Origin of the sequence: Micromonospora sp. NPDC005324, assembly GCF_040607155.1 — a bacterium.
Lineage (GTDB): Bacteria > Actinomycetota > Actinomycetes > Mycobacteriales > Micromonosporaceae > Micromonospora > Micromonospora trifolii.
Genome location: NZ_JBEXGE010000013.1, coordinates 68,298 through 89,697, shown reverse-complemented (window position 1 = coordinate 89,697; position 21,400 = coordinate 68,298). Strand labels below are relative to the sequence as shown.

Sequence of the window (21,400 nt, the reverse complement as noted above, 5' to 3'; positions counted from 1 at the left end):
AGGGGAGGTTAACCTAAGTCGCGCCCCGGATGGAACAGAGGACAGCGCCCGATGACGTACCAGGAGAAGATCGCCGGTCTCGGCGAGCTGTCGTTGGTGACCGTGGACCCCGACCGGGACGCCGCACTCCTGCACGGTTGGGTGACCCTGCCCCGCAACTCCTTCTGGGGCATGGGTTCGCACACCCTCGACGAGGTCCGCGAGATCTACGCCTTTGTGGACGGTCTGCCCACGCACCACGCGTACCTGATCATGGTTGACGGAGAGCCGGTCGGCCTCTTCCAGAGCTATCAGCCCGAGGCGGACCCGGTCGGCGAGCGCTACCCCGTCCAGCCCGGCGACGTCGGGATGCACCTGCTGCTCAGCCCCGACCGACGCCTCGCCCGCAGCCTCACCAACGCGGTCGGCCCGGCCGTCGCCCGCTTCCTGTTCCGCGACCCGGCCGCGCAGCGGATCGTTGTCGAGCCGGACATCCGCAACCACCTCGCCCTACGCCGACTGGAGATCGAGGGCTTCACCTTCGACTCCGAGATCGACATGCCGGACAAGCGGGCCCAACTCGCGTTCCTGACCCGCGCCCGGTTCGCGGCGCGACACCCGACGCCAGCCTGACCGTCAGCCGTTGGCGACGTCCGCATCGGCCGGTCCTCTGGGCCGCACGCTCAACCGCCCGGTGCGGCGGTGGGCGCGCCGGGCCGGTCGTCCAGCGTGTCCAGCTCGGCGGCCCGCGCCTGCTGGATCCGGCCGGCTAGCGCCTTCAGCTCCGGGCTTCCCCCGGCGGTCTGCTCGCCCCGGCAGAGCACCACGGTCTGCGCGAGGTGCGCCCGGATCAGGGCAGCCGCCCGCGACGACACCTCCGCGTCGGACGCGGCACGGAGCTCGGCGAGGCGGGCATCGGTGACCATGCCGGGCATCTGATGCCCCTCGTGGATGTTCAGCTCCGGCACGTTGCCCGCGGCCAACAGCCCACGCAGGTCCCGCAACTCGGCCCGATGGGCCTTCCGGACCTCGCTTAGGAGGGCCCGCAGCGACGGATCCGCCGGACGGGCGTCGAGCTGGTCGATCAGCGCGAGCGCGCCCTCGTTCATCGGGATCAGCAGTTGGATGAAGGCGTCGTCGGTGCCGTTGAGCACCACCGGCGCGGCCGGCGCCGCTGTTACCGACGACGCTGCCGGTTCCTCGTTGGTGCGGCCCCACCCCTGGGTGAGCCCGACGGCCAATGCCGTGGCGACCAGGGTCGCGGCAACGCCGACCAGCCGCCCGGCCCGTACGCGAGGCCCTCGGCGCTCCACCATGATCTGCTCGTCCATTCGTTCGCCAGGGCTCAGCGGGCGGCTTGGAACGCACGGCCGACCACCGTCGCCTCGGTCCCGTCGCTGAACAACCCGGACCGATCCTTGTCCGTGGCAGGTAGCCCGAACCAGGCGTAGCGCTGGAGGTAGGGCAGTTGGCCGAGCATGGCGGTGGCCGCCGTGAGGAAGGCCGCCTGCTCTTGTTGACTGGGAAATTGCGAAGCACCCCCGGCGAAGCGGATCAGCGCGAACTCGGTCAGCCAGATCGGCTTGCGGTACCGCTGGTAGACGGCCTGGAGGTACTGCCGGAGTTGGGCCACCGCGGTGGCGGTCGTGAAGTCGGCGCCGAACCAGTGCAGCGTGATGAAGTCCACCCGGTGGCCGCGGGCCCGGGCGCCGGTCATGAACCTGTCCAGCCAACCCTGCGGGTCCGGTGCGCCCCAGGCGACCGCCGGGCTGCCCAGTTTGCTGCCCGTCGCCATCAGCTGCGGCCACAGGTTCAACGCCTGCTCGACGGTCATGTTCGCCTGCTCCGGCAGGTCCGGCTCATTGAAGGTGAGCAGGTACGGCCCGGCGGCCTTGGCCCGGGCCAGCTCCGCGGCGGTGACGTTCTCCGCGCTGCGGATCATCGGCACGAACGTCGCACCGCGCGGCGTGCTGATCCCCGGGTGCTGGGTGCCCCAGGTGTAGTACCAGCTGGCCCTGGAGTTCGCCAACGCCTGGCTCGCCCCGCCGAAGTTCCACACCCCGACGCCCTTGCGGGCGGAGCTGACCGCCGGCGCCACCGGAGCTTTCGACGAGGGCCGCGCGCTCGGCGAGGGCGCGACGCTCGGGGTGGCGACGGCCGTGGGGGCGGCAGACGGCGGCGCCGCCCACGAGGGTGCGGACGGCTCGTCCGGCAGGATCACCACAGCCATGGTGATGGCCAGGACGGCGGCGGCCACACCAGCGGCGAGGGACGGCACGAGGCCACGGGGCCGGTTCACCGCGAGGTCGACGACGCTGGGGCCGCCGCCCGCATCGGTGGGCACCGCGCCCTGTGGGGTAGGCCCGGCGGCGGGTCCGGCCGTCGGGGCGGGCGGAGCGACGGCCGGCGCGGCGGCGGCCGGGGCGGCGGCGTTCGGCAGGTGGGCGCCGAGGCCCGCCGGCAGCGGCAGCAACGGCAAACCGGCGAGCAGCCGATCGATCGGCAGGAGGGTGGTGCCCAGCCGTCCGCAGAACGCGCAGTCACGGACGTGTCGAGCCAGTCGCTTGCGCCACAGCGAGCTGGGCGTGCCATCCCACTCGGTGGTGACGGCGCCCAGGTCCGGGCAGCCGGGGCGGGCGCGGAGCGCGCGTACGACGCCGCGGGCGCTCTGGATCTGCTCCTTCATCCGGTGGATCCGCACCGCGACGTGCCCGGGTGACAACCCGAGCGCGTCGGCGACCTCGTTCCGGGCGATCTCGCCGGTCTCCTCCAGCCACCACAGCGAGAGCAGTTCCTGGTCGTCCGGGTCGAGCCAGCGGGTCGCCTCGGCGACCTCGCGTCGTTGGTCGGTGAGGCCGAGCCGGAGGATCGTCATTCCCGCGAAGTCGGAGGCGGGGTCGGGCACGTTGTGGATCGCGTCCAGCCCGGCATCGCGGTTGAGCGCGACGCGTCGGCGCGTCTCCCAGTCACGCACCTGGCGGATGGTGATCGCCACCAGCCAGGACCGGTACGCCGCCGGATCGTTGAGCGCGGGCAGGTACCGGATCACCCGTACCAACGTCTCCTGGACCACGTCGTCGACGTCGGCGTGCCCGCGCAGCGCACGCCCGACGATGTTGTAGACCAGCGGGAGCGAGGCCGCGACGACGTCGTCGAGAGCGCGCTGGTCGCCCTGCCGGGCCGCGACGACCAACCCGACATCGGGCAGTGCTCGACCGGCTGACGACATGAGTCTCACTCCTCGGGTACTCATCCGCGCGGCGCCCACGCTGGGTGTGCTGACCGCCCTCAGGATCGGAGACCCGCGGCAGCGGGTGGGATTACAGAATTCCCGGGGGGCCGGTTCACCACAAGCGAGACGGGTCCGTCGGCGGCGCATATGTGGTGGCGGCGCCGGGTATGGTGCGGGGTGTCGGTGTCGCCGGGCGCTCGCCCGTGCACAGGACACCAGCATTCGGGCGCCAACGTGTGCGCCGAAGCGTCACCAGGTCGCACGGCCGACGTTGCCGAGGCCCCAGACGCACCCCTTTCGTAGAGACAGGATCCCTGCATGACATCGAACGACAACGGTCGACCCGCCCTGTTCCTCGCCACGTCGCCCGGCGACGGGCTGGACGGCCCGGCGGTGACCTCCGACAGCAGCGAGGAGGCCATGCGGCGACTGCGCCACCCGTTCGCGGTGAGGCCGGCCCAGCCGGTTCCGGCCGCTGTCGACGCCTCGGATGAGCGCGGCTGACCCCGCCCGCTCGCACTCTAAACGCCTAGCCTCATACTTTCGGCTAGAAAATAGTCGTTCTTTCGGGTAGTGTCCGGGTCATCAAGTGAACGACATGACGCGGTGGCGAGGCCCGTGATCGTGGCCTTGCGACAGCGCACCTTCGCCCGTACGTGCGCCCCGGCGGTAGCCGGTTCGGAGACCCTTCCGGTCGACTCGATCGACGGGCATGTGCGGGAGGGACCATCCCATGGCCATCATCGTCGAGAACGCGACCAGCACCCGCGTCGACCAGCGGAGCAGCGACCAGAGTCCGGAGGAGCTGCTCGCCGCAATGAAGGCGACCCAGGCCGATGACCCTCGCCGCCCAGCAATGCGGGACCGCGCCATCGAGGCGTGGCTGCCGCTCGCCCGGCACCTGGCGCGCCGCTACGGCGGACGCGGCGCACCCGACGACGACCTGGCCCAGACCGCCTTCGTCGGGCTCATCAAGGCCGTGGACAACTTCGACCACGACCGGGGTGTCGACTTCAGCGGGTACGCCATTCCCACCATCATCGGCGAGATCAAGCGGTACTTCCGGGACCGCACCTGGGCGGTGCGCGTACCCCGCCGCCTCCAGGAGCTGCGCCTGTCGATCAGCGCGGCGAACAGCGCCCTGACCCAGAACCTCGGCCGCTCGCCGACCGTCGCCGACATCGCGTCCTACCTCGACGTGACCGAGGAGACCGTCCTGGAGGGGCTGGAGGGTGCGCGCGCATACCGGGCCACGTCGCTGTCCACCCCGACCGGGGCTGACGGCGGCCGCGAGCTCGGGGACACCCTCGGCGACGACGACCACGAGTTCGATCGCGTCGAGATCCGCGTCGCCCTCGGCCCGGCCCTCGCCACACTGCCGGAACGCGAGCGCCAGATCCTGAGCCTGCGCTTCCACGGCAACCTGACCCAGGCCCAGATCGCCGACCGGATCGGCGTCTCACAGATGCACGTGTCCCGGCTGATCACCCGCTCGCTGGCCGCACTGCGTCACCAGCTCACCGACGACCTCGCAGCCTGAGCCCGATACCGTCAGCCGCTCAGAGTTGGATGACGTGGCCCACCCGTGGCGGCGTACGACCGGCGAGAACGTCGAGCCACGCGTGTTGCAGCGCCGCCGGCCCGGCACCCACCCGAACGTCCAGCCACCCGCTCACCACGGCCGCGAAGCGTTGCCAGGCCTCGGTGAACCGCTGGTCGAGCCCGTCACGGCCCCAGTCCTGGCTGCGCTTGCGCATCTGCACCGGCGCGAAGAACACCTCCTCGGCGGCGTCGGCGTTCGGCGTCTGGTTGGTGAGCCCGACCGCGATGTCCCGGACCAGCCGGTCGCCGAGACGCCGACGCACTGCGGCGCGGGTCGAGGGCGCGCCGGACAGGTCGAGGTAGACCGTCGGGACCACGTCGAGGGCGTCGACGTCGTCGTACGACACGACGTCGTCGTAGCAGCCGAGCGACCGCGTGAACGCCAGGTTGCCCGGTGAGGTCAGACCGACCAGGCGCGGCCCGCGCCGGTGCAGCTCGAACGCGGCGGCGTACGCGGTCTTGCTCGACGCCGACGACACCAGCAGCGCCTCGGCTCCGTGGAAGTCGTTGTCGATGACCTGGTCGGCCAGCATGAACGAGGTGAAGAACAGCGGCCGGAACAGGATCAGCAGATCCTCCTGGTCGCGCTGATACGCCGGGTCGCCTGTGGTCGACCGGTAGGCGTTGTACGGCGACGGCAACTCGGCCCGGTGCGGGCTCGCCTCGCGGAACCCGGACGCGTCCACCCGGTCCGGTCGCACCACGAGGTGACCGGCGGGCGGGAGGTAGCCGTAGATTCGTTGCCCCACCTCGACCCCCGCCGCCGCCGAGGCGACCACCTCGGCGAAGCCCCAGAGCGGCGGCAGGCCCCACTGCGGCCCGAGGCCCTGGGCCGCCGGCGGAAAGAACTGCCAGTAGCGCATCGAGTCGCCGAGCACCGCGTAGGTCACGTTGTTGGCGGTGAGGCCCACGCGGTCGACGCGCAGCAGCGCCTCGCCGTCAGCCAGGGCGGGCGTGGAGCCATCGACGAGCGTGGTCTGCCCGAGGTCGTCACGCGCCACGGCGAAGGTCCATGAGTCAGCCATGAGGTGACGCTAGACAGCCCTGCAATCGGAGACAAGTGCACTGCGAGTGCAAAATCCCACTGCGCCGGTCAGGGCCGGAGCCCGGCGAGGTCCCGCAGGTGGACGAGCGGCAGGTGCGGCGGCCGCCACTCCACGAACAGGGCCGTCGCGTCATCCTCAAGCTGGTCGTCCTGGTAGCCGACGACCGCGCGGACCAGGCGACGCATCGTCTCCGGGCTGGGCAACCCGTCGTTCAAGGCGCGGTTGACGAAGTCGACGAGCCGGTCCAGCCCGAACTGCTCCCCCTCCGCGCTGCGGGCGTCGGTGATGCCGTCGGTGTAGGCGAGGATGCGGTCGCCCGGGTGCAGATCCTCGACGTGTACCCGCGGTCGGCGGGGAGTCAGGTGACCCAGGCCGAGGGGCAGCGCAGTCGGCCCGGGTAGCTCTCGGATGGCCTTGCCGTCGCGCAGCAACATCGCACCGGGGTGACCCGCGTTGATCATGCTGAGCCGGCCGGTCTGGCGGTCCAACTCGATCAGCAACCCGGTCGCGAAGAAGTTCGGGTGCTCGGACCGCACCCAGCGGTCGATGCTGATCGCCGTGTCGACCAGGTCGAGGCCACACCGACGGGCATTGCGGTACGCGCTGACCACCAGTGATGCCAGGGTGCTCGCCTTGATGCCGTGACCACAGGTGTCGAAGAGCCCGACGCTGAGCACGTCGTCGTTCAACGCGTAGTCGAATATGTCGCCGCCGACGTCGTAGCACGGTTCGAGGATGGCGGTGACCACCAGGTCGTCGGTGGCGAAGGTCAGCGGTGGGAGCAGGCCCCACACGATCTCGGCCGCGACCTGCATCGGCATCCGCCGCCGCATCCGCTCGACCACGTCACCGTAGAGCCGGCGGTTGACCAGGATCTGGGCGACGTTGACCGCCACCTCCCAGGCCGGACCGTCCATCGTCTCGTCGGCGGCGGCCGGGGAGACGATCTCCAGTACGCCCATCCGCTCGCACCCGAGCAGCAGTGGCACCCAGACCCGGTCCGGGTTGTCGGGCGCGCGCTGGATGTCGAGGGTGGTGAAGGCCCGGCCGGCGAGCGTCGTCTCGATCGGCAACTGGTCCCGGTCGAGTCCCGCGCCGAGCAGCGGCACGAGGAGGGATTGCGTGTAGTCGGCCAGGTAGATCACGATTTCGCTGGCGTCGATGGCGGGCGCCGCACGGGCGACCAGTTGCGACACCTCGTCCGGGCCACCTCGGGGCGCGTTGAGCTGCAACCACCGCACCACCTCGCCGATGTCGGCCATGCTTCACCTCCCCCTGTCCTCCCCGATCGCAGGAGCACCTAGCGCGAGCGGTGAGGCTACCTCGCCCGTCGCGCACCCGGCGTCTGCCGAGGCACCCCCGCGCCAGGGCGCGCCGTTGTCACCGAGCCTTCGGCGAGCGGCCGAGCGGCGCGACCCTCACGGGGATGGCGCGTCGGCGAGATCGGCCGCTTTCAGGTCCAGGGTGGCGAGCAACCCGGAGTGCTTGGCCGGGTCCACCTGCTCGGGCAGTTCGCGCTCGACCCAGGCGGCCCGGGCCAGCTGACCCCGGTCGCGAAGTGCGGCGACGATCCGGTCCCTGGCGATCCTCATCTGGCACTCCCTTAATTGAGCGTTCGAAACAATTCGCACCGAGGGTGAACCCGAGTCAGCGCGTCGGGCAACCGAAGGCCGGACGGACGCTGACGACGCGGCGGTCGGGACGCGGTCGCGGTCGCGACCAGCCGACACGGCCGGTGCGCGGCGGCGATGGTGACGATGAGCGGTAACGCCCTGGCGGGCTGGTGGCGGTGGCGTCCGTCTGGCGGCCACCGGGTCCCCCGGGCGACACGTCCACCGTACGCCCCCCGCCCCCGCCACGGCCCGTCGCACCGGCTCCCTGGACGGGCCGGGGGTCAGGGCTCCAGCACCACCTTGCCGGCCCGGCTGCGATTCTCGGCGAACACCAGCGCCGCGGAGACCTCGCTGAGCGGGTATCGGGCGGCGATCTGCGGCACGATCACTCCCTCCCGCAGCAGGTCGAGCACGATGCCGAGGTCGGTGCGCAGGCGACGGCGGAACGCGGCGCGCCGGGTGAGCTGGCCGGCCCAGAAGTTGTAGAAACCGGCCCGGTGGCCGTTGGGCAACGCGTTCCAGGTGTAGAGGCGGGTCAGCAGCTTCACGAAGACCCACGCGACCGACTGACCGGTGCCGACGGCGGCGGCGTTGCCGTAGACGACCAGCTTCCCGCCGGGGGCGAGCAGGGCGTACGAGGTGCGTACGCCCGGGCCGGCGACCGGGTCGAAGACGGCGTCGACGCCACCCGGCGACAGCTCGCGGACCCGCGTGGCCATGTCCGGGTCCCGGTAGTCAAGCGGTTCGACGCCGAGTTCACGCAGCCCGGCGTGGTGCCGTTCGGCGGCGGTGCCGATGACCCGCAGGCCGAGGTGCCGGCCGAGTTGGACGAGCACGCTCCCGACGCCGCCGTTCGCGCCGTGCACGAGGATGGTCTGCCCGGCCGTCAGGTCGGCGTCCCGCAGCATCTGCCAGGCGGTCACCCCGTTGACGACCACGGTCTCGGCCGCGGCGGGGTCCAGACCTTCGGGTACGGGGGCCAGGGCGTCGATGTCGACCAGCGCGTGGGTGGCCCAGGCACCGGTCTTGGTGACCGCCGCCACCCGGGTGCCGACCAGCGCGTCGTCGCCGCCGGGACCGACCGCTCGAACGGTGCCGACGAGGTCGTAGCCGGGCACGAACGGGAACTTCGGCTGGCCGGGGTAGAGCCCGTGACGCATCTGCTGCTCGGCGAACGAGATGCCGGTGGCCTCGACCTGAACGATCGCCTGCCCCTGGGCGGGGACGGGCATCGGGCGCCGGTGCAGCAGGAGGCCGTCGGGCTCCACCACACCGGGCAGTACCACTTCGGTGATCGTCGTGTCGGTGGTCATCGGGTTCTCCCTTGTTTGTAAGTGTGCACTCACGCACTTCGCGGGCTGAAGAAGTGGGCCGCCGAAGCGGCCCGGAAAACGAGTCGGTCAGGGGTGGCGAATGCCGGCGGTCAGAGCACGGGCCCAGGGTTCCGGGACCTGCTCCAGGCCCGCGGTCACGATCAGGTGGCACAGCTGGCCGTACGCGAAGAACTGCTGCACCTGCGCGTCGCTGGCGCCGGCCCGACTCTGCACGAAGGTCGCGACCCGCCGGTAGCCGGCCCGCACCGCCTCGGCGACCTCCGGGATGTCCGTGACGGCCTGCGCCTGCACCTGGAAGAGCAGCAGGTCGCGATCGGCGATCAGCTCCGCGTAGGCACCGCCCATGGCGTCGAGGATCTCCTGCGGGCTGTCACCCCCGGCACGCTCCGCACCCGCCTCGATCGCGTCGGCGATCCGGTCGAAACACGCACCGGCCGCCGCCACGAACAAACCGAGCTTCCCGGAGAAGAGCCGGAAGACGTACGCCTCGGAGATGCCGGCGGCGGCGGCCACGGCGGTGACCGGGGTGGCGTGGAAGCCGGCACGCGCGAACACCGACACTGCGGCGTTCAGGACGGTGACCCGGCGGGCCTCGGCGGTGGATCGCATGTTTGTAAGTGTGCACTCACAAACAAAAGTCGTCAAGCCCGTCGCCCGCCCATCCGTCCGCCTGCACCCGTCAGGGCGCGATGCGCAGCTGCCGGATCGCTGTGTCGTCGTAGTCGCTGAAGCGGTACCGGAGACCGGCGAACGGGCTGCCGGGAAAGTCGCCGGTGCGCAGGCGCTACGAGCACATCCCCACCCAGGAGACCCCGCAGCGGCCCTGACCGGGTCACTCCAGCGGGAAAAGGCGGGCCGGGTCGCCGGGCCGGAGGCTGTCCGGCACGTCGTCCGCAGCGCTGGCGGCGATCGAGCCGAGCAGCGCCAACGAGCGGGCGGACTCCGTACCGGGCTCGGCGTGGTAGATCACCAGCAGTTGCCCGTCCGCGCCCGCCACAGCGAGCTTGTCGCAGTACAGGTCGAGGTCGCCCACCTCGGGGTGGTGCAGCCGGCTGACGATGCCCTCCCGTCGACGCACCTCGTGGCGCGCCCACAGCTGCCGAAAGCAGTCGCTCTTGAGTGACAACTCCCCCACCAGAGCCGTCAACCGTGGGTCGTCGGTGGCCCCGCCCGAGTCGGCGCGCATCTGCCCCACCACGCTCTGCATCGCCTGCCGCCAGTCGCGGAACAGCTCCCGCTCGGCCTGGTCCAGGAACACCGCCAGGAGCCGGTTGGCGCCCGGGGCGAGATTCGGCGACAGCGCCCTCGCCATCGGGTTCGAGGCCAGGATGTCGAGGTACCGATTCTGCACGAAGGCCGGCATGGAGAGCTGCCGCAGCAGGTGCAGGATGCTGGCCGGCACCCGCTCGGCGGCCGGTCGGGCCGCCCGGCGCGATCGCGCACGGCTCAACCCGATCATGTACGCGGTCGCCTCCGGATCCAGCCGCAGCACCCCGGCGAGGGCATCGAGGACCTGCACCGAGGGGTGCCGCTCGCGACCCTGCTCCAATCGGAGGTAGTAGTCGGCGCTGATGCCGGCGAGCATCGCCACCTCCTCACGCCGCAGCCCCGGCACCCGGCGCAGGCCCACGCCCGGGCCGAGCCCGACATCCTCGGGCCGGGTCTGCTCCCGGCGGGCGCGCAGGAAGTCGCCGAGCGGATTCGATGCGTCCATGCCACCGACGGTAGATCGCCGGACGGCCCGGTGACTGGCTGTGTCACTACCAGGAACAGCTCGCCCTGCCGCCCGGGCCTCTCCCGGCGGACAGTGGTCGGAGGGCCGGTTTCGAACGGCCGCAGATGTCACGACGACAACTGACAAGAGGATGAGATGAGCGAGAACCTTCCCGGCGGTGCCCTCACCCCCGCCGACGGCCTCACCCTGAGCCGGATGGGCTACGGGGCGATGCAGTTGGCCGGCCCGGGTGTCTTCGGCCCGCCCCGCGACCGCGAGCAGGCGCTCGCCGTGCTCCGCGAGGCAGTCGACCTGGGCGTTCGACACATCGACACCAGCGACTTCTACGGGCCCGTCGTGGTCAACGAACTGATCCGCGAGGCGCTCCACCCGTACCCCGAGGGTTTGCACCTGGTCACCAAGGTCGGCGCGCGCCGCGGCGCCGACCGCTCCTGGATCCCGGCTTTGGAGCCGGACGACCTGAAGGCCCAGGTGCGGGAGAACCTGGAACACCTCGGCCTGGACGTGCTCGACGTGGTCAACCTGCGGGTAGGCGTGGCGGAGGGCACCGGCGACGCGCCGCTCGGTGCGCAGTTCACCGCCCTGGCGGAGCTGCGGCAGGAGGGCCTGATCCGGCACCTCGGGCTCAGCAACGTCACGCTCGACCAGCTCACCGAGGCCCAGGCCATCGCACCGGTGGTCACCGTGCAGAACCTCTACAACCTCGCCAACCGGCAGGACGACGCCCTGGTCGACCGGTGCGCGGAGGAGAACATCGCGTTCGCGTCGTTCTTCCCGCTCGGCGGGTTCACGCCGTTGCAGTCCGACGCGCTCGACGGCGTGGCAGCCCGACTGGGTGCCTCGCCGCAGCAGGTCGCCCTCGCCTGGCTGCTCCAGCGATCCCCCACCACCGTGCTGATCCCCGGCACGTCCAGCGTGGCCCACCTGCGGGAGAACATGGCGGCGGCCGACCTGAAACTGCCGGCCGACGCCATTGAGGAGTTGGACGCTCTGACGCCCTAGTGTTGGTGCGGCCGGTTGCGGATCAGGGTGAGCGCCAGCACGGCGGTGACCAGGAAGACGATGCCGTTGATCCGCAACCCGGCCTGGACACCGGAGGTCAGTGCCTCGGCGATCGCCGCTCGGACCGGGTCGGGCAGCGGTTGGCCGCCGTTGGCGCCGGAGGCCACCGCCGCCTGCACTGCGGTACTGGTGGGTTCGCCGACCTGGTGCGCGGCGAGCCGGGCCGGCAGGTCGGCCACCATCGTGGTGGTGAGGAGCGTGCCGAGCAGGGACGAGCCGAGCACCGAGCCGACCTGGCGGGCGGCGTTGACCGCGCCGGAGGCCATGCCGGCCTGGGCGGGCGCGACGCTGGCCAACGCCGCCGCCGTCGCCGGGGCCACCACCAGACCGCTGGCCGCGCCGAACAACGCGAACAGCGCCCAGCGGTCACCGAACGACGTGGTCGGCCCCTGGTTCGCCAGCGCGAAGCTGGCCACCGCACCGAGGACCAGGCCGAGGGTCAACGGCACCTTGAAGCCGGTACGACGGATCGCGCGCCCGGCACCGAAGGCGACCAGCACGTACGCGCCGAAGAGCACCAGCATCCGCCAGCCGGTGTCCAGCGGGCTGAGCGCCTGCGCACGTTCGTGGAAGAGGACCAGCAGGATGGCCACGCCGGTGAAACCGAACAGCGACACCGCGCCGACGACCATGACAGCGCTGAACGACGCGGACCGGAACAGCCGCACGTCGAGCATTGGCGCGCTGGTCCGCAGCTCGACCAGCACGAACGCGACAAGTGCGACGACCGCGACGACCCAGGCCGTCGACACCACCGGGCTGGTGTAGCCGACCTTGCCGCCCTGGATCAGCGCGTAGACGGCGGCCGCGATGGCGACGGTGCCCAGCAGCAGGCCGGGCACGTCGAGTCGGGCGGCGCTCGGCCGGGACTCGGCCACCCCGACGACGGCGACGACGAGGGTGACCACACCCAGCGCGATCGTCGACAGGTAGACGCTGTGCCACTGGTAGTGCCGCAGCAGAGTGCCGGCGATGAGCGGGCCGATCGCGAGCCCGATGCCGGACGCCGCCGACCACGCGGTGATGACCTCGGTCCGTCGGTGCGGGTCGGTGAAGGTCGCACCGAGGATCGCCAGGCTGTTCGGCAGGATCAGGGCCCCACCGAGGCCGGCGACCAACTGCCCGACGATCACCCACGCGACGGTCGGAGCGCCAGCCACGACGCCTGCGCCGACGATCATCGCGACGACCCCGGCGCCGAACATGCGCTTACGCCCGTAGCGGCTGCCCAGGGTGGCCGCGGACAGCACGACGCTCGCCACCATCAGGGTGTAGGCGCTGGGGATCCACACCACTGTGGTCGGGTCGACCCGCAGGTCCCGCTGGATCGTGGTCAGCGCGGACACCGTCGCGGTGATCTGCAGGAACGTGATCATCGCGCCCAGGCACATGGCGATCAGGGTCATGTTCCGGGAGCCGCGCAAGGAGGAGCGGGCGGTGTCGGCTGCCCCGGGCGCCGCCGGTCCTGGTGGGTTCGCTGAGCGTGGGGTCGCTCCGGGCGGGGTCGGGGCCGTGGCGCTGGTGGTCACTGAAGATCCTTCAGGCTGGTGATCTGACTTGCGTATGCTGAAGTCAGCGCGACCCAGTGAAGCACCTGACTAGCCTTCATGCAAGTCAGGTACGCTGGACGGCATGGAGGACCTACGAGACGATCGCGATTCCTGGACGAGCGAAAACTGCTCGGTGGCCCGGGCGATGGACATCGTGGGCAGCAGGTCAACGGTCCTGATCATGCGCGAGGCCCTGCTGGGCACGCGCCGCTTCGACGACTTCGTCCGCCGGGTCGGCGTCGGCGAACCCGCCATGGCCGCCCGCCTCAAGGAGATGGTCGCCGCCGAACTGCTCGAACGAATCCCCTACCGGGAGCCCGGGCAGCGCACCCGCCACGAGTACCAACTCACCCGCAAGGGCCGCGAACTCCTGCCCGTCATCACCGCACTACGCAACTGGGGCGACACCTGGGCCGCCACCGACACCGGCCCGTCCGTCATCGCCACCCACCACGACTGCGGCGAGCCGATCCGCGCGGTGCTCCGCTGCGCCGCCGGCCACGAGATCGCGGACGGCGACATCGACATCATCGCCGGCCCGGGCCTCGTCCGGCGCGACTGACCGCACCACCACCGACCCCGCGACCTGCTTCGCCGCAGCGGCGCCTGACCCGTCGCTGGCAGGATGACGCCGAGCGGCTCGACCCCTCGACCGCGCCCTTCGCCTGACGGGCGACCTTGAGCCGGAGCGGTGCGGTCGATCCCGCCGACTGCGCCTCAGGCCGCAGCGCAACCCCGCCAGGGCGACGTCGGGCGGTTCCGGTTCAATCGATCATGGTGACTGAGAGTGTCGTACATCTGTTCTAGTGTCGGGTCATGGTCGAGGAGTTGGCGCAGGCAGACGAGGCGATCGCCGCCTGCGTCGACGCCGCCGCCTGGGCCCTGCCGGAGCACGACCTGATCGCCGCGCTCGACGCCGCGCACCGCCTTCAGCAACGCCTCGCCGCCGTCACCCTGACCCTGGTCCGCGAGCTTGACGGCCGAGGCACGGCCCGCGCGCAGGGCGCCTCCAACACCGCGGTGTGGCTGCGCGAACGACTGCGACTCACCATCCCCGCCGCCCGCCGCCTGGTCGACCTCGCCGCCGCCCTCGACACCGGCAACCCAGGGGTACGACAGGCGCTCGCCGACGGGCACATCAGCCTCGATCAGGCCCGGGTCATCACCGACACCGTCACCACCGTGCAGAACGCCGCCGGCCCGGAGGCAGCCGACAAGGCAGTGAGCGTGCTGGTCGACTGGGCCGGGCAGTTCGACCCCAGCCAACTGCGCAAACTCGGCACCCGCATCCTCGACCACGTCGCCCCCGACGTCGCCGACGCCGCCGCCCAAGCCGCACTGGAAGCCGAAGCCGCCCGCGCCGCCCGCGACCGGCACCTCACGTTGTCCGAGCAGACCGACGGCCGACTTCGACTCACCGGCATCCTCGACGCCGAAACCGCCGGCCTGCTGCGCGCCGCCATCGACCCGCTCAGCGCACCTGCCGGCCCCGACGACACCCGCTCCCCCGGGCAACGCCGGCATGACGCGCTCGCCGACGTCTGCCGACTCAGCCTGCGCACCGGGGAGCTACCCGAACACGGCGGCGACGCCGCCCAGATCGTCGTCACCACCACCTACGACGCGCTTGCGCGGCAACTCGACACCGGCACCCTCGACACCGGCCTCCAGCTCACCCCCGACACTGTCCGACGACTCGCCTGCGACGCGGCCATCCTCCCCACCGGCCTCGGCAGCACCGGCCAACCACTCGACGTCGGCCGGCAACGCCGCCTCATCAGCGGGCCACTCCGCCGCGCTCTGGTGCTACGCGACCGTGGATGCGCGTTTCCCGGCTGCGACCGCCCACCCCGCTGGTGCCACGCCCACCACATCCACCACTGGACCGACGGCGGCACCACCAGCCTGGCAAACGCCGTCCTGCTCTGCGGCCACCACCACCGCCACCTGCACCACAGCGACTGGACGGTCCGGCTCGGTGGCGACGGCCACCCCGAATTCATCCCACCCGCCTGGCTCGACCCCGAACAGATCCCCCGCCGCAACCACTACCACCGACGGACGTAGGGGCAACCAGCCGACCTCGCCACCATCACGCCGGGCCGGCAGTGAGCCACGCTGGCCGGGTGGCGAGCCGCCCACGCGGACGGCCCGCCACCGTGAATCAGAGGGTGACCTGGTGCACCCGGTCGTCGACGCCGCGTACCGCCAGCCAGGCGCTGCCGTTGGCACCGGCGGCGGCCCCGGGAGCACCCCGGAACGCGTCGGTGGCGAACTCAGCGCGTCGGAACCAGCCGCCCCAGGCGCCGTCGGCCAGGTTGCGCTGCCAGAGCCGGTTGTCGGCGGCCAGCGCGAACAGGTAGACCCGGCCGGAGGTGGCGAGCAGGGTCGGGCTGCCGCTGGTGGTGCCGCCCAGGTTGGTCCAGGCCGACCAGGTGGTGCCGGTCCGGCTGCTCCACCACACCTCGTCGGTGCGGCTGCGGACCGCCACGTGCAGCACGCCGGCGTCGTCGACGACAGCGCTCGGCCGGCCGTGGAACGGCCGGTTCTCGGGAGCTCCGACGCCGGTCCAGCCGGCGCTCGGCGTACGCGACCAGAGCTTGCCGTCGGCGCCGCGGGCGACGAGGGTCCACTGCGTCGGGTTGGTCCAGGCAACAGTGGGCGCGTCGGTCAGCGTGCCACCGAGGCTATGCCACGGTCCCCAGCTGCCGGCCACGTAACTGCGCTGCCAGGCCGCGTTGTCGGTGGCGCGGACGAACACGTCGAGCCGCCCGTCGGCGGAGCCGTACGCCGCCGGTTGGCCGAGGATCCGGCCGCCGACCGGGCCGCCGAGGGAGGTCCAGTGCGTGCCCCACGTCGTACCGGTGCGGGTGTTGACCGCCAGCGCACCGGAAGCGTCGCGGACGAAGGCGGCGGCGTGCGTGTCGTTCACCCGGACCAGCGCCGGGCTGGCGCTGGCGGTGCCACCGAGGTCGGCGCCGGCGACCTGGTCGGCGCCGGTCAGGCCGAGCATGGCCACCCCGTGCGCCGGCACCTCGACGGTGTACGAGCCGGTGAACGGCTGCGCCCCCGGGGTGGTCGGCTGGGCGTCCACTGTGGTGCGGGACCACAGGTCACGGACCTTGACCGACCCACCGAGGGCGACGTCGGCGAAGTTCACAGTGATCTGCTGGGCGGTGTCGTGCCGGTTGAGCAGCGCGACGGCCCGCTTGCCGGAGCCGGCGAGGACCTTGCTCCACACCTGCGCGTCGGTGCCGGTGTCGGCGACCTTGACGCCCTGCCGGACCAGCGGGTCCTGGTCCACCGCGATGATTTCCGGGTTGGTCAGCGCCGAGATCATCTCCTTCGGCAGGCCACGCGGGTCGGAGCCGATCACCAGCGGCGCGGCCATGAGGGCCCACATGCCGAGCTGCGTCTTGGACTCCTCCAGGCTCAACTCGTACCCGCCGTCGGGCAGCGGGCGCATCGGCAGCAGGTAGTCCGGGTCGTTGTAGTGCCCCGGCCCGGTGGCCGCCGGGTGGTACGCGTTGACGTCCATGTTGCGCAGCACCCACGGGTACGCCCACTGCGGGCTCGGGTCGGTGAGCCCCACGTCGGTGTAGGTCCGCCAGGAGTCGGCGATGATGGGCGCGTACGTGTAGCTCCAGGTGGACAGCTGCTCCGGGGTGTACGGGCCGCCGCCCCAGTCCGAGCTGACCGGGTTGCAGATGTTGAGCAGCATCGGTCGGGGCGACTGGCGTACCGCCTCGGCCAACTCCCGGAAGGTGGTCTCCGGGTCGAGGCCCGCGGCCCGGCCGCAGAGCCAGTCGGCCTTCAGCGCGTCGAAGCCCCAGCCGGCGAACTGGGCGATGTCCGCCCGGTAGTGGCCGTTGCTGCCGAGCCCACACTGCCCCGGCAGGTACGGGCCGGCGTCGGTGTAGATGCCGGCCTTCATCCCCTTGCTGTGGATGTACGCGGCCAGCGCGGCCATTCCGCCGGGGAAGCGGGCCGGGTCGGCGACGAGCTGACCGGCCTCGTTGCGCGGGATGGGCGCGGCCCAGTTGCCGTCGATCCAGACGTAGGTGTAGCCGGCGTCCCGGAGGCCACTGTGGACCATGTAGTCGGTAACGGACCGCACTTCGGCCTCGGTGGGGTCGCCACCGAGACCGAAGTAGGTGTTCCAGCCCTGGTAGGGCGTCGGGGCGAGGCCGCTGTTGAAGAAGATCGGGGCGCCCTGGTCCTCCGCGCTGGTGGCCGTCGGGGCGTGACCGGGGCGAACGGGTCCGTGGCCGGCCTGCGGTGGGTCGGCGTGGGGTGGGCCGGCCATCGCCGGCATCGGGCTGGCCAGGCCCAGGCCGAGCACGGCCAGGGCAGCGGTCAGCTGTCGGTTCAGGCGCATGGAGGTACTCCTGTCCCTCGGGGGTGGGGGTGGTGGTGCTCCGATCTCAGTCGCGGGTCAGCACGATGAGGTCGGCGTCGTGGGTCGCGCTCCACTGCACGGGCAGGCCGACGGTGGCGAGATGGCTGCCGGAGTAGTGCCGATCACCGTGCGAGTAACGGGCCGCCGGGTCGAGGCCGCGCAGGGGCAACCGGACCGGGCGGGACGGGAGCAGCCCGGCGCCGTCGAGCCGGCCGGTGTGCCAGGCCAGGACGACCACCTGGGCTTCGTCCGGCGCGGTGTACTGCACCGCACAGCGGGCCTGGTCGGGGCCGCCGATCAGGTGCACCTCGCCGTGCGTGACGACGTCCCGGATCTCCTTGTAGCGGGCGATCCAACCGGCCGCCTCGGCCCGCTCGGCGGGGGTCCACGCCCGGATGTCCGCGCCGATGCCGAGCACACCGGCCATCGCCAGGACGAACCGGAACGCCAGCGTTCGGGGGCGACTGTCGAACAGGCCGGGCGCGTCGGTGACCCAGGAGCTGAGCAGGTGCGGGGCGTTGGCGTGCAGGAAGCCGTACTGGATGGCCAGCCGGTCCAGCGGACCGGTGTTGTCGCTGGGCCAGAAGACGTCGGCCCGGGCGGCCATCGCCAGGTCGGTCCGCGCGCCTCCGCCGGCGCACGCCTCGATCAGCACCCCGGGATGGTCCCGGCGCAACCGCTCGTAGATCCGGTGCAGGTTGGCGACGTGCGCGCCGTCCAGGTCGAGCGGGCCCATCCCACCGGACCGACCCGGCTCGGTACGCGGCCGGTTGAAGTCCCACTTCAGGTAGTCGATGTCGTACCGGCGCAGCAGGCCGTCGACTGTGCAGTGGACGAACTCGGCGACCTCCGGCCGGCCCAGGTCGAGCAGGTACTGGTTACGGACCGGGGTGAGCGGCCGGCCGTCGACGGCGTAGACCCAGTCGGGGTGCTCGGCGTACAGGGATGACTTCGGGTTGACGCACTCCGGCTCGACCCAGAGCCCGAAGTTCAGCCCGAGCGCGCGGACGTCGGCGATGAACGTGTCGAACCCGGCCGGGAACTTCGCCGGGTCGGGCGTCCAGTCGCCCAGCCCGGCGGTGTCGTCGTCGCGGCCAACGAACCAGCCGTCGTCCACGACGAACGTCTCCACGCCCAACTCTGCGGCGACCCGGGCGAGCGCGAGCTGACTCTGCGCCTCGACGGCAAAGTAGGTCGCCTCCCAGGAGTTGTAGAGCACCGGGCGGGGGCTGAGCCGCTCCCCGGCCAGCATCCGCTGGTAGGTGTGCCAGACCCGGGCCAGCCCGTCCAGGCCGTCCGGGCTGTACGCCCCGGTGACCACCGGCACTGTCAGCCGCTCGCCAGCGGCCAACTCCAGCGGGCCGTCGACGAGTTGACGGCCGACCCGGACCCGGGTCAGGCCGCCGGTGTCCCGCTCGGCGCTGATCTCCCACGAGCCGGTCCAGGCCAGCGCCATCCCCCAGGCCGGGCCGGCCGGCTCGGCGGTGTCGCGCACGGCCAGCCAGGGCACGTGCAGGTGCCCTGGTACGCCCTGGGAGCTGCCGATGCTGAACGCGCCGTGACCCAGCTCGATGTGGGAGAGCTGGAACTCCTGCTCCCACTGACCCCACTGGTGGCTGAGCAGGGCGCCGTGCGGCGTCGGTACGCAGAACCCGCCCGATCCGGCCCGGACGACCCGCAGCGCGTGGGTGCCCTCGTTGGACAGGTCGACCCACCGTTGCACCACGTCGGTGCCGGCGGGCATCCGATAGTGCACTGTGGCGCGCAGCCCGGTGACCGGGTCGGCGAACTCGACGGCCAGCTCCCGCTGGTCGGCGTCGATCCGCGCGTCGGTGTGCACGAAGCCCACCCGGCGCTGCCCGTTCGCCGTCTCGACCACCAGGTCGGCGCCGGTGAACGGGCGGTCGGCGTCGGTGGCGTACTCGATGGGGGCCGCGTCCCCGGCGGTGAGGAACGGGACCGGGCCGTCGTAGGCGACCGGCGAGGGCCCCTCGGAGACGCCGTGCGGACCCCACGCGACGAGTTCCAGCCAGCGGCCGTGCGCGGGCACCCGCACCGTGTACTCGGTGTGCGTGCCCCGCAGCGTCCAGCGCTGCCCGGCCTCGGCGGTCACTTGACCGCTCCGAGCGCCAGACCGGAGACGAAGTGCCGCTGGAAGCGGAGGAACACCGCGACGGTGGGCACGGCCGCGATGACAGTACCGGCGGCGATGACGTTCCAGGACGAGACGAACTGGCCCTGGAGGGCGAGCAGCGCCGGGGTGACCGGCATGTTGTCATCGGTACGCAGCACTGTGATCGCCCAGAGCAGGTCGTTGAAGATCCAGGTGAAGGAGAGCGCCCCGAGAGCGGCCAGCGCGGGTCGGGTCAGCGGCAGCATCACCTTGGTGAAGATCTGCGCCGTGCCGGCGCCGTCGATGGTGGCCGCCTCCTGGATCTCGCCCGGCAGGTCCCGCATGAAGCCGTGCAGGACGAACGTGTAGAAGCCGAGCCCGAAGCCGACCTGCACAGCGATCAACGCCCAGAGCGTGTCGTACAGGCCGGTCAGCTCGCTGAACTTGGCCACCGGGATGAGCAGGATCTGCGGTGGGAGCAGGTTGCCGGCGAGCATCAGCAGCAGGATCGTGCGCCGCCCGGGGATCCGGAAGCGACTCAGCGCGAACGCGGCCATCGCCGCCAGCCCCAGGCTCAGCGCCACCGACGGGACGGTGACCAGCATGCTGTTGATCAGCGCGCGCAGCTCGCCACCGTCGGTCCACGCCTGCCGGTAGGTGTCCACTGTGAACGACCGGGGCAGGCTGCCCACACCGTGCGCGGCGATGTCGTCGAACGACCGGGTGGACATCACCACCACCCAGAGCACCGGGCCCAGCCAGAGCAGCGAGAGCAGGATCATGCCGGTGTGGAAGGCCCCGGTACGGAGCTTGTTCATGACGCTTCCTCCCGGAACGCGCGCACCAGGTAGCCGAGGATGACGGCCAGTGCGAGCACGAAGATCACGACAGCGATCGCCGAGGCGTAACCCAGCCGCAGGCTCTGGAACGCGGTCGAGTACATGTAGGTGCTGAGCAGCTCCGACGAGTGGTACGGCCCACCCTTGGTCAGCGACCAGACGATGTCGAACGAGCGCAGCGAGTCGATCACGATGACCGACAGCACCACGGCGTTGACACCCTTCATCTGGGGGATGGTGACGTGCCACAGCCGCTGCCAGGAGTTGGCCCCGTCCATCCGGGCCGCCTCGTGCAGCGCCGGGTCGATCGCCTTCAACCCGGCCAGGAACAGCACCATCACGTACCCGATCTGCCGCCACAGAGCGGGCAGGATCACCGCGTACAGGGCGGTCTGCGGGTCGGCGAGCCAGGGCCGGATCAGCTGTTCCAGGCCGACCGCCCGCAGCAGCGTGTCGGCGATGCCGTCGGGCTGGTAGAAGACCCGCCAGACCAGCGCGGTCACCACCAGCGAGAACACCACCGGGGTGAACAGCGCGGCCCGGTAGAAGCCGACACCGCGCCGCTCCTTCTGAAGGACGAGTGCCATCCCGAAGCCACCCAGCACGGAGAGGCCACCAAAGAGCACCAGCCAGATCACCGTGTTGATCAGCGCACCCCGGAAGGTGGCGTCGCCGGCCAGCTCGACGTAGTTGTCGATGCCGACGAAGGTCGGCGGTGTCAACCCGTCCCAGCGGGTGAGGGAGAACCAGAAGCCCTGGATCGCCGGCCAGAAGACCCAGACGCTCTCGACCGCGAACGGCACGAGGACGAACGCCACCAGCAGCGGCGACAGTCGAGCCGACCGTCGCCGTCGCCGGGTGGGGGTGACCGAAGTCGTGGAGATCGTTGCTGTCAC

At 71.6% G+C, this 21,400-nt stretch carries 19 protein-coding genes; 6 read left to right on the top strand and 13 right to left on the bottom strand.

Translation table 11 applies throughout. The features are described from left to right. Nucleotides 1–51: 51 nt before the first annotated feature. The gene (locus tag ABZS40_RS16180) at nucleotides 52–612 is read left to right on the top strand and encodes a GNAT family N-acetyltransferase (RefSeq protein ID WP_354944036.1); all 561 of its coding nucleotides are present in this window, start codon (nucleotides 52–54) and stop codon (nucleotides 610–612) included. A 50-nt stretch (nucleotides 613–662) separates the two neighbouring features. Here ABZS40_RS16180 and ABZS40_RS16175 read toward each other — a convergent pair whose 3' ends face one another. Together ABZS40_RS16175 and ABZS40_RS16170 are read right to left on the bottom strand one after the other, a co-directional pair. Beyond that, a complete protein-coding gene (locus ABZS40_RS16175; protein WP_354944035.1) occupies nucleotides 663–1,310 on the bottom strand; it encodes a DUF305 domain-containing protein in 648 nt (215 codons plus the stop codon). A 14-nt stretch (nucleotides 1,311–1,324) separates the two neighbouring features. Next, nucleotides 1,325–3,208: a sigma-70 family RNA polymerase sigma factor gene (locus ABZS40_RS16170; RefSeq protein WP_354944034.1), complete on the bottom strand. Its 1,884-nt coding sequence runs from the start codon at nucleotides 3,206–3,208 to the stop codon at nucleotides 1,325–1,327. A 321-nt stretch (nucleotides 3,209–3,529) separates the two neighbouring features. Between ABZS40_RS16170 and ABZS40_RS16165 the strand changes: the two genes are divergently transcribed. Together ABZS40_RS16165 and ABZS40_RS16160 are read left to right on the top strand one after the other, a co-directional pair. After that, entirely contained in the window at nucleotides 3,530–3,715 is a 186-nt protein-coding gene (locus ABZS40_RS16165) for a hypothetical protein (RefSeq protein ID WP_354944033.1), read from the top strand. Between the two features lie 313 nt (nucleotides 3,716–4,028). Beyond that, nucleotides 4,029–4,751 carry a SigB/SigF/SigG family RNA polymerase sigma factor gene (locus ABZS40_RS16160; RefSeq protein WP_354944096.1) on the top strand — a complete coding sequence of 241 codons (723 nt, stop codon included), beginning with the start codon at nucleotides 4,029–4,031 and terminating at the stop codon, nucleotides 4,749–4,751. Between the two features lie 19 nt (nucleotides 4,752–4,770). Here the strand turns inward: ABZS40_RS16160 and ABZS40_RS16155 are convergent, their stop codons facing one another. The 6 genes from ABZS40_RS16155 to ABZS40_RS16130 all read right to left on the bottom strand — a co-directional run bounded on the left by ABZS40_RS16155 (nucleotide 4,771) and on the right by ABZS40_RS16130 (nucleotide 10,520). Continuing rightward, the gene (locus tag ABZS40_RS16155) at nucleotides 4,771–5,838 is read right to left on the bottom strand and encodes a DUF2855 family protein (RefSeq protein WP_354944032.1); all 1,068 of its coding nucleotides are present in this window, start codon (nucleotides 5,836–5,838) and stop codon (nucleotides 4,771–4,773) included. Between the two features lie 68 nt (nucleotides 5,839–5,906). Then, the gene (locus ABZS40_RS16150) at nucleotides 5,907–7,121 is read right to left on the bottom strand and encodes a PP2C family protein-serine/threonine phosphatase (RefSeq protein WP_354944031.1); all 1,215 of its coding nucleotides are present in this window, start codon (nucleotides 7,119–7,121) and stop codon (nucleotides 5,907–5,909) included. A 156-nt stretch (nucleotides 7,122–7,277) separates the two neighbouring features. Then, on the bottom strand, nucleotides 7,278–7,451 hold the full coding sequence (locus tag ABZS40_RS16145; RefSeq protein ID WP_354944030.1) for a hypothetical protein: 174 nt from the start codon (nucleotides 7,449–7,451) through the stop codon (nucleotides 7,278–7,280). A 302-nt stretch (nucleotides 7,452–7,753) separates the two neighbouring features. Further along, entirely contained in the window at nucleotides 7,754–8,785 is a 1,032-nt protein-coding gene (locus ABZS40_RS16140) for a medium chain dehydrogenase/reductase family protein (RefSeq protein ID WP_354944029.1), read from the bottom strand. 87 nt (nucleotides 8,786–8,872) lie between these two features. Continuing rightward, the gene (locus tag ABZS40_RS16135) at nucleotides 8,873–9,415 is read right to left on the bottom strand and encodes a TetR/AcrR family transcriptional regulator (protein ID WP_354944028.1); all 543 of its coding nucleotides are present in this window, start codon (nucleotides 9,413–9,415) and stop codon (nucleotides 8,873–8,875) included. 223 nt (nucleotides 9,416–9,638) lie between these two features. Then, a complete protein-coding gene (locus ABZS40_RS16130; RefSeq protein ID WP_354944027.1) occupies nucleotides 9,639–10,520 on the bottom strand; it encodes a helix-turn-helix transcriptional regulator in 882 nt (293 codons plus the stop codon). 156 nt (nucleotides 10,521–10,676) lie between these two features. On the opposite strand from ABZS40_RS16130, the gene ABZS40_RS16125 reads away from it, so the two are divergent. After that, a complete protein-coding gene (locus ABZS40_RS16125; RefSeq protein ID WP_354944026.1) occupies nucleotides 10,677–11,543 on the top strand; it encodes an oxidoreductase in 867 nt (288 codons plus the stop codon). Here the strand turns inward: ABZS40_RS16125 and ABZS40_RS16120 are convergent. After that, entirely contained in the window at nucleotides 11,540–13,009 is a 1,470-nt protein-coding gene (locus ABZS40_RS16120; RefSeq protein ID WP_354944025.1) for an MFS transporter, read from the bottom strand. The two genes, ABZS40_RS16125 and ABZS40_RS16120, sit on opposite strands and share 4 nt — an antisense overlap. 226 nt (nucleotides 13,010–13,235) lie before the next feature. Between ABZS40_RS16120 and ABZS40_RS16115 the strand changes: the two genes are divergently transcribed. Together ABZS40_RS16115 and ABZS40_RS16110 are read left to right on the top strand one after the other, a co-directional pair. Then, nucleotides 13,236–13,715, top strand: coding sequence for a helix-turn-helix domain-containing protein (locus ABZS40_RS16115; protein WP_354944024.1), 480 nt, complete (start codon nucleotides 13,236–13,238; stop codon nucleotides 13,713–13,715). Between the two features lie 254 nt (nucleotides 13,716–13,969). After that, complete coding sequence (locus ABZS40_RS16110) at nucleotides 13,970–15,220, top strand: DUF222 domain-containing protein (protein WP_354944023.1); 1,251 nt, start codon at nucleotides 13,970–13,972, stop codon at nucleotides 15,218–15,220. A gap of 97 nt (nucleotides 15,221–15,317) precedes the next feature. Here ABZS40_RS16110 and ABZS40_RS16105 read toward each other — a convergent pair whose 3' ends face one another. From ABZS40_RS16105 to ABZS40_RS16090, 4 genes are read right to left on the bottom strand one after another with little or no spacing between them, the layout of a single operon-like run. Continuing rightward, nucleotides 15,318–17,531: a glycoside hydrolase family 27 protein gene (locus ABZS40_RS16105; RefSeq protein ID WP_354944022.1), complete on the bottom strand. Its 2,214-nt coding sequence runs from the start codon at nucleotides 17,529–17,531 to the stop codon at nucleotides 15,318–15,320. 46 nt (nucleotides 17,532–17,577) lie between these two features. Beyond that, nucleotides 17,578–19,665: an alpha-galactosidase gene (locus ABZS40_RS16100; RefSeq protein WP_354944021.1), complete on the bottom strand. Its 2,088-nt coding sequence runs from the start codon at nucleotides 19,663–19,665 to the stop codon at nucleotides 17,578–17,580. Further along, nucleotides 19,662–20,483 (bottom strand): carbohydrate ABC transporter permease, encoded by an 822-nt coding sequence (locus ABZS40_RS16095; protein ID WP_354944020.1) that lies wholly within the window; start codon nucleotides 20,481–20,483, stop codon nucleotides 19,662–19,664. The genes ABZS40_RS16100 and ABZS40_RS16095 overlap by 4 nt, the downstream gene beginning before the upstream one ends. Beyond that, the gene (locus tag ABZS40_RS16090; RefSeq protein ID WP_354944019.1) at nucleotides 20,480–21,400 is read right to left on the bottom strand and encodes a sugar ABC transporter permease; all 921 of its coding nucleotides are present in this window, start codon (nucleotides 21,398–21,400) and stop codon (nucleotides 20,480–20,482) included. Before ABZS40_RS16090 ends, ABZS40_RS16095 begins: the two co-directional genes overlap by 4 nt.

Coding starts and splice junctions, on each gene's coding strand:
- ABZS40_RS16180 (WP_354944036.1), top strand. CDS start 52: ATGACGTACCAGGAGAAGATCGCCGGTCTCGGCGAGCTGTCGTTGGTG.
- ABZS40_RS16175 (WP_354944035.1), bottom strand. CDS start 1,310: ATGGACGAGCAGATCATGGTGGAGCGCCGAGGGCCTCGCGTACGGGCC.
- ABZS40_RS16170 (WP_354944034.1), bottom strand. CDS start 3,208: ATGTCGTCAGCCGGTCGAGCACTGCCCGATGTCGGGTTGGTCGTCGCG.
- ABZS40_RS16165 (WP_354944033.1), top strand. CDS start 3,530: ATGACATCGAACGACAACGGTCGACCCGCCCTGTTCCTCGCCACGTCG.
- ABZS40_RS16160 (WP_354944096.1), top strand. CDS start 4,029: ATGAAGGCGACCCAGGCCGATGACCCTCGCCGCCCAGCAATGCGGGAC.
- ABZS40_RS16155 (WP_354944032.1), bottom strand. CDS start 5,838: ATGGCTGACTCATGGACCTTCGCCGTGGCGCGTGACGACCTCGGGCAG.
- ABZS40_RS16150 (WP_354944031.1), bottom strand. CDS start 7,121: ATGGCCGACATCGGCGAGGTGGTGCGGTGGTTGCAGCTCAACGCGCCC.
- ABZS40_RS16145 (WP_354944030.1), bottom strand. CDS start 7,451: ATGAGGATCGCCAGGGACCGGATCGTCGCCGCACTTCGCGACCGGGGT.
- ABZS40_RS16140 (WP_354944029.1), bottom strand. CDS start 8,785: ATGACCACCGACACGACGATCACCGAAGTGGTACTGCCCGGTGTGGTG.
- ABZS40_RS16135 (WP_354944028.1), bottom strand. CDS start 9,415: ATGCGATCCACCGCCGAGGCCCGCCGGGTCACCGTCCTGAACGCCGCA.
- ABZS40_RS16130 (WP_354944027.1), bottom strand. CDS start 10,520: ATGGACGCATCGAATCCGCTCGGCGACTTCCTGCGCGCCCGCCGGGAG.
- ABZS40_RS16125 (WP_354944026.1), top strand. CDS start 10,677: ATGAGCGAGAACCTTCCCGGCGGTGCCCTCACCCCCGCCGACGGCCTC.
- ABZS40_RS16120 (WP_354944025.1), bottom strand. CDS start 13,009: ATGACCCTGATCGCCATGTGCCTGGGCGCGATGATCACGTTCCTGCAG.
- ABZS40_RS16115 (WP_354944024.1), top strand. CDS start 13,236: ATGGAGGACCTACGAGACGATCGCGATTCCTGGACGAGCGAAAACTGC.
- ABZS40_RS16110 (WP_354944023.1), top strand. CDS start 13,970: ATGGTCGAGGAGTTGGCGCAGGCAGACGAGGCGATCGCCGCCTGCGTC.
- ABZS40_RS16105 (WP_354944022.1), bottom strand. CDS start 17,531: ATGCGCCTGAACCGACAGCTGACCGCTGCCCTGGCCGTGCTCGGCCTG.
- ABZS40_RS16095 (WP_354944020.1), bottom strand. CDS start 20,483: ATGAACAAGCTCCGTACCGGGGCCTTCCACACCGGCATGATCCTGCTC.